The sequence below is a fragment of the Vibrio sp. J2-3(2022) genome, from assembly GCF_021725735.1.
Lineage (GTDB): Bacteria > Pseudomonadota > Gammaproteobacteria > Enterobacterales > Vibrionaceae > Vibrio > Vibrio diabolicus.
Window position 1 is genome coordinate 401,730 of record NZ_JAKKCK010000003.1, and the last position, 12,957, is coordinate 414,686.

The window sequence follows — 12,957 nt, forward strand, 5'->3', positions numbered from 1 at the left end:
CGAAGATTATAACGGAATCGATTCCGGATTCATAGGTTACGCCGCTGGCACAACATAAACAATCCATACATCCCGCGCACCTATCGACGCAGCGTGATACACTCTTGAAGTAATTTTCAAAAAATGAAGACAGGAAAATTCGATGATTTACAGTATGACAGCGTATGCACGCAAAGAAGTAAAAGGCGACTGGGGTTCTGCGGTATGGGAAATCCGCAGCGTGAACCAGCGTTATTTAGAAACATACTTCCGCATGCCAGAACAATTTCGCGGATTAGAGCCCGTTTTACGCGAGCGTTTTCGTAAGCGCTTAGCGCGAGGCAAAGTGGAATGTAATCTGCGCTTTGAAGCAAACCCTGCCGCAAAAGGTGAGCTTAGCATCAACGAAGCGCTTGCTAGCCAGGTAATTAAGGCCGCTGAACAAGTCATGCACATGACTGGTGAACTGAGCCGAATCAATCCATTTCAAGTCATGCAATGGCCGGGGGTAATGGAAACTCCAGAGCAAGACATGGATGCGGTAAATAAAGTGCTACTAGAAGCGTTTGATGGCGCAATGGATGAGTTTATTGAAGCGCGCGCTCGTGAAGGCGAGAACATGAAAGCGCTGATTGAACAGCGTTTAGACGCCATCTCTGCAGAAGTCATAAAAGTGCGTGCCCGCATGCCAGAAATTTTAGAATGGCAACGTGAGCGACTATTCTCGAAGTTCGAAGACGCTAAAGTGGAACTGGATCCGTCTCGTATCGAGCAAGAGTTGATTTTGCTAGCGCAAAAATCGGATGTTGCTGAAGAGCTCGATCGCTTGGACTCTCACGTAAAAGAAACCACAAACATTCTGAAAAAAGGTGGCGCAGTGGGTCGTCGTCTGGACTTCATGATGCAAGAGTTCAACCGTGAATCGAACACGCTAGCATCGAAATCGATCAGCACCGACATCACCGCATCGGGCGTTGAACTGAAAGTTCTGATTGAACAGATGCGTGAGCAGATCCAAAACATTGAATGATCTAAAAGTCATCGAGTATTGAAACAAAAAAGCCCCGCTAGTGCGGGGCTTTCTTTTATTCATCTTTTTCCAAGGTTCTGTTATCAAGGTAGGGCCAATAATGATGCCCGACTCTGATGAGCAACGTTGCCGCAGCTAAGATAAACGCTGCCAGAGATAACCACACAACCAAAACCGCATCCAGCTCTTTCATTCCGAGTGTGATATAGCGGGCGATCGCCATCATCGCGATATAGATAGGATAGCGTACTGGAATTTTTCCGTTCATCACGAACTGCTGCACCATGGCGAGCACTTCCAGATAGATAAACATCAAAAGAATATCCGTGAGTAAGACACGCTTCTCGACAAATACGTGTACAAACTCTTGCATCATGGCGTACAACGTCGCCAAGGTAATAGAGACTAGTAATACCGCCTCCAAAATATGGAAGATTTTCAGGAACGGTCGACTAAAGGATTTCGGTAAATTCGACGGCATGGTCCATTATCCAGACAAATAAGATAGGCCTTGAGTTTAGCATGCAACGATCTTCAATCAATCATAATACTCAAGCGCCAATCGACACCAAGACCTAACATAGGCCTATAAAAACGCTCCGCTTATTTGGCGGAGCGTTTTTGTGTTATAGGACCTGTGGCATCACTTACGCCACTTGCTGCTTTTTTTCAGCCAGGCGCTTTTTCTTCCGATATTTAGGGTGGGTGATCGGAATCGCAGATAGGAGTTTCTTGGTGTACTCGTTTTGCGGGTTTGCATAAATTTCTTTCGCGCTGCCTGCTTCTACCACTTTACCAAAATACATCACGGCAACTTTGTCTGAAACGTGTTTCACCACAGAGAGATCGTGAGAGATAAAGATGATCGCCAAGTTCATCTCTTGTTGCAGTTGTAGTAATAGGTTCAGAATTTGTGCCTGTACCGATACATCTAGCGCAGATACCGATTCATCACAAATCAGTAATTTAGGCTTCAATGCAATCGCGCGAGCAATACCGATACGCTGACGTTGACCGCCTGAAAACTCATGTGGATAGCGGTTGACTGCCGTTTCTGGTAAGCCCACTTTGATTAAAAGCTCTTTTACCCACTGTTTGCGCTCGGCTGGCGTACCGATTTTATGAATAACAAACGGTTCTTCTAGAATCATACCGATGGTATGACGCTGATTGAGTGATTCCATTGGGTCTTGAAAGACGATTTGCATGTCTTTACGCAGCGATCGCATCTCTTTGACAGACAGTTTAGTGATGTCTTTACCTTCAAAGAAAATCTTACCTTCCGTTGGCTCGTATAACTTTAAGATCGTGCGCCCAAGGGTGCTTTTACCACAACCTGACTCACCAACTAGTCCCAGTGTTTCACCTTCAGAAACAGACAGTGAAACCCCGTCTACTGCTTTGATGGTGTAGCCTTTCTTGAACAGCCCTTTACCAGAAACAAAGTGCTGCTTAAGATTTTCAATTCTTAATACTTCTTTTGCCATAACATCCTCTTTTATGACTCGTTCACTTTGCCCAGTTAACTGGCAAACATACTGGCATCAATAGGCTTGATATCGATCATCTGCTTCGGCTCATTATCTAAGCTCGGCATCAACCCCATCAAACGCTCTGTATATGGGTGCTGCGGGTTATCAAACAACTCAAAAATTTCTGCTTTTTCGACAATACGCCCACCATACATCACGGCAACATCATCACACACTTCTGCCACAACCCCGAGGTCGTGAGTAATGAAGATCATCGCCATGCCCGTTTCTTCCTGAAGCTCGTTCATCAGTTCAAGGATAGACGCCTGAACCGTAACATCCAACGCCGTAGTCGGTTCATCACAAATCAGAATATCCGGCTTACAGGCCAACGCCATCGCGATCATTACACGCTGGCGCATACCGCCAGATAGGTTATGGGGATACTCATTCAATCGTTTCTCTGGCATTGGGATTTTGACTTTTGCCAGCATCTCGATCGAGAAAGCCTCCCGCTCCTTTTTGTCGAGCTCAGGTCGATGAAGTTCAAGCACTTCACATATTTGGCGACCAATGGTGTGTACTGGATTTAGCGCCGTCATCGGATCTTGGAAGATGATCGAAATGCGATCGCCACGCATGGCGTACATCTCTTCCGCAGGCAAATCAACTAGGTTGGTGCCGCGATAATTCACTTCACCTTTGATGATGTTGCCATATGGCTTAGGTAAAAGACCCATGATCGACATTGAGGTTACGCTCTTACCACTACCTGACTCTCCCACCAGACCGAGTGTACGTCCAGCTCTCACATCAAAGTTCACACCATGCAGCACCTTCACTGGTCCATCATCGGTGGTGAATTCAACTTCGAGATCTTTAACACTTAGGATTACATCGTTTTCCATAACCAATCCTCACAGCTTATAAGTGTCATCTACGACGACGACAGGTTCAAAAGCTTTGCCTGATTTCATCGCTTGTTTGGTTTCTTTCTTGATATCGCTATCAATCCAGTAAGTGCCATCCCCTATGATGCCACCACTGAACAACGCCTCTGTCATGCGATTCATTGGCTTATCAGGAAACTTTAGCCAGCGCCAGTGACCGTAGCGGACATAAGGAATCATGTAGCCTGTTACGATAACGTGCGCATCAATGATGTCACGCTGAATCTCATGACCTAGCTGGATCTTTTTATCCATATCCATGCTAAAACGATACTCGATGATCTTTTCATCCAGCTCTGGCGTGCTGTAGTTTGTGAAAGAGTTAGTTTGCGGCTTGTTCGCATTGACTGAATGGAAGTACTCCCAATACGTTGGGATCTCGGACGTACCCATATCTAAGAAAGCCAAATCGTGCTTTTTCTCACGGACGTATTTGAACATGGATGAGCCATCAACCAACTTGAGCTCAATATCCAACCCTGCTAGCTTGGCTTGCTCACGCAAAAAAGCAATACGAGGAGTATGAACAGGTGTTCCGTAGGTCAGCTCGAAGCTTAAACGCTCACCTTTGTCATTGACACGAATACCATCGGAACCAATTTTGTTAAAGCCTGCGGCTTCGAATGCCTCGGCCGCTTTTGCTGGGTCAAATTTCGGTGCTTTCGCGTCTGGTAGGGTATATTTACCATGGCCATAACCGGTCGGGTTTGGCTTACGGGAGTAGTCACCACGCATGATGTTCTCAATCATGCCATCAAAATCAATTGCGTAAGTAATGCCCTTGCGAACGTTTAAATCATCCAGTAAAGGCATCGCGGTGTTCATCCATACGCCGCCCGCACCGACTGGAAATTGGTTGTAACCCCAGAACTTTTGAATGTAGCCTTTTTGGTACGGTTCTGTGTTCGATTTATCGTGCCATAGACTTGGCAGAACCAGACCAAATGCATCCAACTTACCCTTTTCAAAATGCTTCATCGCAATATCGCTATCGCGGATCACCGTGATGCGAATCTTGTCGACATTGTAGCGATTTTGGTAGTACTTATTGCTGTAACCCCACCAATCTTCACCAACATGTTTGAAAGTCACACTTCTACCTTTTTTGATATCATCTAGGTAGTACGCACTGGTCGTTGGTTCACTTTTAAAGTTGTAGTAACGGACAAAATTATCGTGAATACCATCACCATTTTCGTCCTTTGAAGGATTGGCATAAAAGTGTGCGGGACGTGGGCGTAAAGCCCCCATTCTTAGCAATAATTCTTCCGGATTGAACTCTTTCGCGGCCTTAACAGCAAACGTATGAGCGTCGTACTTAATAACCTCCGCAATGGTTTTGTTGTAATAATCGTTGTACCAAGGTTCTAGGATATCCTTAGAACGATAAAACTTAAGCATGAATACAAAATCGTCGGCAGTCACAGGCTTGCCGTCCGACCATTTGGCTTCTGGATTGAGTTTGAAATAGACGGTTTTATTGTCGCCAGCTAACGCCCACTCATTAGCAAGTTCAGGGATGAACTCTAAAGTGTCTGGGTGGCGAACCACCAATCCAGGGGTTTCATCCAAGATAAAGGAACGCAACCCCGCATTGGCGTCTGGACCAACACTACGTAACGTCTGTGGAAAACTTGACATGAAGGTGCGATAGGTCCCTCCACGTTTCGCTTCAGGCGAACCATATTGAGGCTCATCCCAGTTTGTTTGCCAGTTTAAGTCAGTCGGAAGCGTTGCTGACATTGCACCAAAACTCAGGGCGCTCAGCGTGGACGCTAAAAATAATTTCTTCATAAAACTTCCCTTTTTTATGTTTTGCTCACAATGCTCGCTTAAACATAGCGTGTGAATTTTTTCGGGTCGAAGGCCGCTCGAATGGCTTCACCAATAAAGGTCACCATTACCAACACGAGTACAATTGACGTCACCACTGAAGCAACAATCCATGGCGAGTCTAAGTTTGACTTACCTTGTTGTAGCAGTTCCCCCCAACTTGGCGTTGGTGGCATCAGACCTAAACCTAGATAATCCAAAGCGGTCAGCGCAGTGATGTTTGCTGCAATAGTGAACGGCGCCAATGTCACAATCATTACCATCGTATTCGGTAGGATGTGATTAAACAAAATACGTCCCGTCGATGCCCCCAGAGCACGTGCCGCCATTACGTATTCTCGTGCCGCTTCTTTATAGGTCATGGTTCGCATGTACCATGTCATCCCCATCCAAGTGAAAAGCACGTTAATAGCGACAAAGAGAGCGAACGTCGGCTGAACGATTGAGACAAGAATCATAATGACGTACAAAAACGGCACCATTGACCAGATTTCGATAAGTCTCTGCACAAACAAGTCAAATTTACCGCCCCAAAAGCCCATAGCACAACCGACAGCCGTGCCGATCGCGTAGGAAATTGCCATGGTGAGCAAAGCAAATCCCATTGCTGTTCTGAATCCGTAGACAAGTCGCGCCAAAATATCGCGACCTATCACATCTGTACCTAAATAATGCTTATTTTCGGCACTAGGTGCTGTTGGCGGGAAATCACCACTAAAATCTTGTTCATATGGGTTCCATGGCACAAGCGGCAAAATAACAAAGTTGTCGCCCCCTTCGGCCTCAAACGCTTTTTGCAGCACGCGATAATCCGCTTCGCTGGATGACTCTTGGCCGAATTCACTGCCTAAACGGACATCACTGACAACAGGAAAATAGTAGCTACCATCGTACTTGACGACTAGCGCTTTACTATTAATCAGAAGTTCAGCAAAGAGCGACAGGATCAACATGATTGAGAGAATGACAAACGACCAATAACCTCGTTTGATCTCTTTAAAGTGGCGAATTTTCTTTTGAGTTAATGGACTAACTTTAATCATGTTACGCTCCAAACTTCACACGTGGGTCGACTAAAGCAACACAAATATCTGAAATAATGTTACCAATGAGCAGCAACAGCGCATTAATGGCGACAATACCCATAACAACAGGGTAATCACGCTCCATGATTGATTCGTAACCCAATAAACCAATGCCATCAATATTGAAGATAACTTCAATCAGGAAGGCACCAGTCATGAAGAACAACAAAGAGTTACCAAAGTGACTCGCGATTGGGATTAAGCTGTTACGCAACGCGTGCTTACGAACCGCCTTTTTGAAAGGTAAGCCCTTCGCGATAGCTGTACGGATATAGTCTGAAGAAAGGTTTTCCATCAGGTTGTTTTTCATCGTCATTGTCAGTGTTGCAAAGTCGCCAATGAGGTAACAGATTAAAGGCAACACCGCGTGCCACATGATGTCCTTGGCGCGTTCAAAGAAAGTTTCGTAATCGTCGAAGTCATCGCCGACAAAGCCTCCCATCGGAAACCATTCCAAGTGATAACTAAATAGCGTGATGAGCAATACACCCACCACATAGCCAGGCAAAGCATAGCCCACAAAGATGAGTATTGAAGAAGCGGAATCAAACACAGAGCCGTGCTTGAGCGCCTTGTAATAACCAAGAGGGATCGAGATAAAATAACTGATAAAAAAGGTCATGCCGCCATAAAATAACGACACAGGTAAGCGCTCTGCAATCATGTCAGAGACAGGTTCGTAGTAACGCGTTGACTCACCAAGGTCTAGCACGACCAAGCGACTTAGCCACTCCACATATGCTTCTGTCACTGGCTTATCCAGACCGTAAAACGCATTTAGCTCTGCGATTTGATCATCAGAAAGGGCGGTATTGCCACCAGCAGACGTCATTGATGCGGCACCATCCCCTTGAGACTGCATTTGTGACAACATGCGTTCAACAGGTCCGCCCGGCACGAAACGAGTGATAGCAAAGATAAGAATAGTTATCCCGAGAAACGTTGGTATCACCAACGCCAAACGGCGTAAAAAGTACGACAGCATATACAACTTGCTCCTTGTCTACTGTCCAGTTCAGGCGGAGTGAAAGAGGAAGTTCCCCGCCCAAAGTGGTGCATATTTATCTCGTAGTAACTAAAACTGTTGAAACACACTCCCTGCGTTTCAAGAACCAGACTTTTCTACTACTGCAATAATTTCAGCGTCATATTTATCTTGAATCCACATCAGCTTCAAGTGTTTGAAACCAAAACATGACAAACTTCCTCCGAAGTCGAAAAACAGAAATGTTTTTGTAAAAAATTATAAAAAACCACAAAAATAATTCACACAGAATATCAATCTAGGCTGTTTAGAGCCAAAACCCTACATAAAAATGCAAATACATGGAATAAATAGACATATCCACCACATGTATATTTGACCTAAAAATACGAGTGAGCCCTTTTACAGCAATGGGTATCATATTTTGATACCACCTTATAAGTTCGAGTCACCAAAGTATGGATTCGATATAAAACTCATCTCAGAACAATTCACTGGAAAAATATCTTTTTTCAGATTCAATTACCCACTAAAAAACCATAGGCAAGATAAGTCATTAAAGTTTATAAGAAACACAAAATACGGTGTTTTATTGAAATTTGATGTCGCCTTGGTAAGGCTATTTAGTTTTTTATTCCGCGTTTTAAACCAACCCTGGTTATTTACATCTTTTTTACATTTAAGCATCCCCGTTTACCACTGGTTTGACTTCCTTTTTTCATCTCGGTTATACATTGGCCGAACGTTAACGAAATATTAACGTCACAATTGGCCGCTATGCGGCCAGACATAGGAAATAATAATAATCGGAGCAACAAGGATGTATAAAAACACAACCGCTTTATCTGTTGCGATAAGCCTTGCGTTAGGGACAGCAGCAGTCGTAGCCCCAGCAACCGCACTGGCAGAAGAGCAACAAGTTGAAAAACTTCAAAAGATGAAAGTTACTGGTTCGCGTATCTCCACGACGGATATGGAAGGTCCTTCACCAGTTACTGTTATTAATAGTAAAGATATTGAATCTAAAGGTTTTAACAGCGCGCAAGACGTGTTGAACAGTTTGACTCAAAACACCGGTGGTGTAATGGCTCAAACGAACTCTTTCTCATTCACACCTGCAGCACAGTCAGTCAACTTACGTGGTCTTGGCGCTTCACGCACATTGATTCTTATCGATGGTCGTCGCCTTCCTCAATACCCACTGGCTCAAGATGGCACATCTAACTTCCAAGACATTGGTCAAATCCCTGTTGCCGCTATCGAGCGTGTTGAAGTAATGACTGATTCAGGTTCCGCTATCTACGGCTCCGACGCGATCGGCGGTGTCGTAAACTTCATTTTAAAGAAAGACTTTGATGGCGTTTCTGTAAAAGTACGTGCGGGTGACGCAACAGATGGTGGCTACCAAAATGGCCGTTTAGACGTTGTTGCCGGTAAAGATTTTGACGATAAACGTATTCTCTTCGTTGGCCAATTTGCGGGCAACGAAATGCTTAAGCAATCTGACCGAGATGATTGGGCTGGCGATGACGGTTCTAGCCGTTCTCAGCTAAGTGGTTACTCTAGCTACGGTGCAAACTTTGAAGGCGCAAACGGAACACTTCTAACACCAGCTGATGCTGGTTCTTCATGTAAAGAAGTCGTTGGTGATGCCGCTATTGAACGAGCGGATGGCAAGTGTGGTGTTAACCGCTCTGCATACCGAACGTTGAAACCAGAAAATAAACAAGTAGACCTGCTTTTACGTGGTGAAATGGACATTAACGACAATGTCACTGCCATGGCAGAAGCCCGTTTTGGCTACAAGTCTACAGAATCTGAATTCGAACCTAACCCTTACAGCGTAGAAGTTGATGCCACTCACTTCCGCGGCGAAGGTGAATACACTCGCCGTATGGTCGAATTTGGCCCACGCGAAAGTAACACTGAAGCCGATTCTTTTGGCTTAACCTTAGGCTTGAACGGCCTGCTTGCTGATGCGTATGATTGGGACCTATCAGCTGGTTACTCTGAGCAAAGCGTTGAAACAAGCAACCCAGCAATCTTCCTAACTCTTGATCAAGCCGTACAAAATGGCGATGTCGATCTTCTAGGGCCTATCTCTCAAGACGTCGTAAACAAATACAGCGGCACATCAAGCAAAGAAGCCTACTCAAAGCTTTACTCTGTTAACGGCTCACTGGCTGGTGATTTGGTTGAACTGCCTGCTGGTATGTCTGGCTTTGCTGTTTATGGTGAATGGAACCGTACTGACTACAACGAAACGATTGATGCGACAACAGCGGCTGGTGGTTTCTCTGGTCTAGGCGGAACATCAGGTGGCGGTGACCGTGATCAGATTGGTCTTGGTGTCGAAGCCCTAATTCCTATCATTGAAGATTTGGAAATGACTGTCGCTGGTCGTTATGACCACTACTTCGACGACTCGGCAACTGGCGGAGCCTTCACTCCTAAAGTAGCACTAGCATACCGTCCTACTGACACTCTATTGCTTCGTGGTAGCTACGGTCTAGGTTTCCGAGCTCCAGACTTGAAACGACTATTTGGCGATCAAACTCGAGGCTTTGGCTCTGGTTTTGACCCTGTGCTTTGTGCCAACGCTGGTGGTAGCGGCCCACAAGATAAAGATAAGTACCCAGAGTGTGATACTCAATACTTCGATACGCTTAACGGCCCTAACTCTGAGCTGAAAGAAGAAACAAGTACAAACATTAACTTGGGTCTAGCTTGGGAACCTGTGGATGACCTTGGCGTAACCGTTGACTGGTACCACATCAAGATGGAAGACGTCGTAACAGCACCAACTTACCAAGACGTAATTAACGATCCAGGTAAATACCCAGGCACAGAAGTAGTTCGTAATACAGACGGTACAATCAAGTCCGTATCTTACGGCCCAGTCAACCAGTCATATGAAGAGCGTTCTGGTGTTGACCTTGCTGTGAAATATGCTTACGACACTAATGAGTTCGGTTCATTCAATACGCGCGTAGCTGTAACTAAGATCTTGATTGCTGAATATCAAGAAAACGACAGTGAGCCAGTAACAGATGAAAGAGATTTCATGCCTGAATACACCGCAACGTTAAACCTTGGCTGGGCATACGAAGATGTCGCTATCAACCTATTTGGTAAATACCGCGACCGTATGTGTTCAAGCTATGCGAACCGTTACTACTTTGATGACTGTGACTCTGCTAAGAAAGCTGGTTACAAAGCAGAAATCGCGAGCATGACAACATGGAACCTAACGGCTTCTTACCAATTCAACGAGAGTGGTCGTGTAACTCTTGGTGCTATCAACATGTTTGACAAGGTACCGCCTGCCGATCCTCTAAATGATACCTCTCCATTCTATGCAACTGGATATGACGATCCAATCGGCCGTCAGCTTTACATCGAGGCATCATACGACTTCTAAAAAATATTTGGCGCGGGTTTTCCGCGCCCTTTTCGACTGACTAAAACACTGACAAGGATGCAACCATGAAATTCAAGGAATTTGGTCTCAGTGCCATAGCTGCAGCATTGCTTACTATCAGTAGTAGCTCTGTAGCGGCCAACTCTGGTGCTGTCGTTTCCACACAAGCAAAAGCAAATCAATCTTCAGAAGCTTCGCAACAAAAAATCGACAACTATGCCGAAAGCACTGAAGGCATGTTGGCAGAATACAAAGGCTTACTTCGTCAAATCGACAGTATGAAAGTCTACAACGAGCAAATTAACCGTATGGTTCAATCGCAGCAAGGCGAATTGGACTCATTAAATAACCAAATTGCTCAAATCGATCAAACGGCAACAGAAGTGGTGCCACTTACATTAAAAATGATCGATGCACTCGACGAATTTGTGACTCTCGATCTGCCTTTCCAGAAAAAAGAGCGTAATAAGCGAGTTCAAGAACTGCGTCGTCTCATGGATCGCGCCGACGTAACAACTTCAGAAAAATTCCGTAAAGTGATGGAAGCGTACCAAATTGAAGAAGGCTTCTCTCGCTCAATCGAATCTTACAAAGCGAGCCTAGACCGAAATGGTGAAACCGTGACTTACGATTTCCTACGTATTGGTCGCACAGCACTTCTATTCCAATCTCCAGACGGTGGTGAGACAGGTATGTGGAACCAACAAACACGTCAGTGGGAAACATTACCGGAAAGCTACCGTATCGCGGTACAGCAAGGCCTTCGTATCGCGAAGAAGCAAGCGCCACCAGCGCTAATCAAACTGCCTGTATTTGCTGGGGAGGAATAAGAGATGAAAGGATTCAAAACTCTAGCCGCTGGCCTACTAGCGAGCTTATTTATGGTTTCTGGCGTACAAGCAGAAGCGCCTAAAAACTTATCTGAACTACTTAAAAACGTAAAATCAGAAAGCATCGTTGAGTCGAAAGAGAACAAAGCCCGTGAAGCTGAGTTCAAGAACAATCGCGATAAGCAAGCGGCATTATTGCAACAAGCTCGCGAAGAGTTAGCTGCGCAGCAAGCACTGGGCGATCAACTTAAAGCAACATTTGATGAAAACGATAAGCAGCTAACTGAACTAACAGAAACCCTACGTGTTCGCTCTGGTACTTTGGGCGAAATGTTTGGTGTGGTCCGCCAGTATGCGGGCGAGTTTAAGGGCTTATTTGCAGCCTCTCAAAACGCTGTTCAGTTCCCAGAGCGTGACGCTCTACTAACGAAACTGGCTGAAAGTAAAGAACTACCGTCAACACAAGAGCTAGAAGCTTTCTGGCATACCATTCTTCAACAAGTGGTTGCTTCTGGCGAGACAGCAACAACCCAAGCAACGGTTGTTTATGGCGAAGGTAAAGAAGCGGTTCGCGATGTCACTCTTGTCGGTGAATTTAACGCGATTGCCGATGGTAAGTACGTCACTTATGTACCTCAAACAGGTAAGTTCGAAGAACTCTCTCGACAGCCTCGCACCAATATTACACGTCATGTTGCAGGCTTTGAATCAGCGTCAAACAGCTATGAACCACTGTTTATTGACCCATCCCGTGGTGTCATTTTGTCTCTACTTGTGCAAAGTCCTACCGTTCAAGAACGTATTGATCAAGGTGGCATCGTAGGCTACGTCATTCTAGGTATGGGTGCAGTTGGCGCTATCATTGCTCTAATTTGCTTCCTACGTCTTCAAGTGATTGGCGGCAAAATGCGTAAGCAAGCGAAATCAGAAACCGTGATTCCTGGTAACCCATTGGGTGAAGTTATCCAAGCTTACCAAGAGCACAAAGGTGACAACCTTGAAGATCTGGAAGCGAAGCTGGACGAAATCATTCTACGTAATGCTCCAAGCATTGAGCGCTTCATCAGCTCAATCAAGCTTTTTGCTTCTGTAGCTCCTCTACTTGGTCTACTGGGTACGGTAATGGGTATGATCGGCACATTCCAAGCCATTACTCTGTTCGGTACCGGCGATCCTAAACTGATGGCTGGCGGTATTTCTGAAGCTCTTGTTACCACTATGCTAGGTCTGGTTGTCGCAATTCCATTGCTGTTCCTTTACACCATCGTACACAGCAAAGGTCGTCGTTTGGTTCAAACTCTTGAAGAACAGAGTGCAGGCTTCATCGCTCGCTATCAGGAAAAACTGCATAAAGCCGAAAGCTAAGGAGGCG

Annotated in this window: 10 protein-coding genes; 4 read left to right on the top strand and 6 right to left on the bottom strand. The window is 45.3% G+C overall.

All coding sequences use genetic code 11. The features are described 5' to 3' along the window. The first annotated feature begins 142 nt into the window (after window positions 1-142). The gene (locus L3V27_RS14330; RefSeq protein WP_167427018.1) at window positions 143-1,009 is read left to right on the top strand and encodes a YicC/YloC family endoribonuclease; all 867 of its coding nucleotides are present in this window, start codon (window positions 143-145) and stop codon (window positions 1,007-1,009) included. Window positions 1,010-1,064: 55 nt separating this feature from the next. On the opposite strand, the gene L3V27_RS14335 is transcribed toward L3V27_RS14330, so the two are convergent. The 6 genes from L3V27_RS14335 to L3V27_RS14360 all read right to left on the bottom strand — a co-directional run bounded on the left by L3V27_RS14335 (window position 1,065) and on the right by L3V27_RS14360 (window position 7,334). Beyond that, window positions 1,065-1,490 carry a phosphate-starvation-inducible PsiE family protein gene (locus tag L3V27_RS14335; RefSeq protein WP_237312137.1) on the bottom strand — a complete coding sequence of 142 codons (426 nt, stop codon included), beginning with the start codon at window positions 1,488-1,490 and terminating at the stop codon, window positions 1,065-1,067. Between the two features lie 166 nt (window positions 1,491-1,656). Then, window positions 1,657-2,496: an ABC transporter ATP-binding protein gene (locus L3V27_RS14340; protein WP_005394930.1), complete on the bottom strand. Its 840-nt coding sequence runs from the start codon at window positions 2,494-2,496 to the stop codon at window positions 1,657-1,659. Between the two features lie 35 nt (window positions 2,497-2,531). Continuing rightward, on the bottom strand, window positions 2,532-3,389 hold the full coding sequence (locus L3V27_RS14345) for an ABC transporter ATP-binding protein (protein WP_005394932.1): 858 nt from the start codon (window positions 3,387-3,389) through the stop codon (window positions 2,532-2,534). Between the two features lie 9 nt (window positions 3,390-3,398). Continuing rightward, complete coding sequence (locus L3V27_RS14350; RefSeq protein WP_053808672.1) at window positions 3,399-5,225, bottom strand: extracellular solute-binding protein; 1,827 nt, start codon at window positions 5,223-5,225, stop codon at window positions 3,399-3,401. A 38-nt stretch (window positions 5,226-5,263) separates the two neighbouring features. Continuing rightward, the gene (locus L3V27_RS14355) at window positions 5,264-6,307 is read right to left on the bottom strand and encodes an ABC transporter permease subunit (protein ID WP_006741815.1); all 1,044 of its coding nucleotides are present in this window, start codon (window positions 6,305-6,307) and stop codon (window positions 5,264-5,266) included. Between the two features lies 1 nt (window position 6,308). Beyond that, complete coding sequence (locus tag L3V27_RS14360; RefSeq protein ID WP_005394935.1) at window positions 6,309-7,334, bottom strand: ABC transporter permease subunit; 1,026 nt, start codon at window positions 7,332-7,334, stop codon at window positions 6,309-6,311. A gap of 820 nt (window positions 7,335-8,154) precedes the next feature. Between L3V27_RS14360 and L3V27_RS14365 the strand changes: the two genes are divergently transcribed. From L3V27_RS14365 to L3V27_RS14375, 3 genes are all read left to right on the top strand, one after another. Further along, window positions 8,155-10,755: a TonB-dependent receptor gene (locus L3V27_RS14365; RefSeq protein ID WP_048624621.1), complete on the top strand. Its 2,601-nt coding sequence runs from the start codon at window positions 8,155-8,157 to the stop codon at window positions 10,753-10,755. A 65-nt stretch (window positions 10,756-10,820) separates the two neighbouring features. Further along, window positions 10,821-11,585 carry a DUF3450 domain-containing protein gene (locus L3V27_RS14370; protein WP_104971145.1) on the top strand — a complete coding sequence of 255 codons (765 nt, stop codon included), beginning with the start codon at window positions 10,821-10,823 and terminating at the stop codon, window positions 11,583-11,585. Window positions 11,586-11,588: 3 nt separating this feature from the next. Then, on the top strand, window positions 11,589-12,950 hold the full coding sequence (locus L3V27_RS14375; protein ID WP_005394940.1) for a MotA/TolQ/ExbB proton channel family protein: 1,362 nt from the start codon (window positions 11,589-11,591) through the stop codon (window positions 12,948-12,950). Window positions 12,951-12,957: the final 7 nt, after the last annotated feature.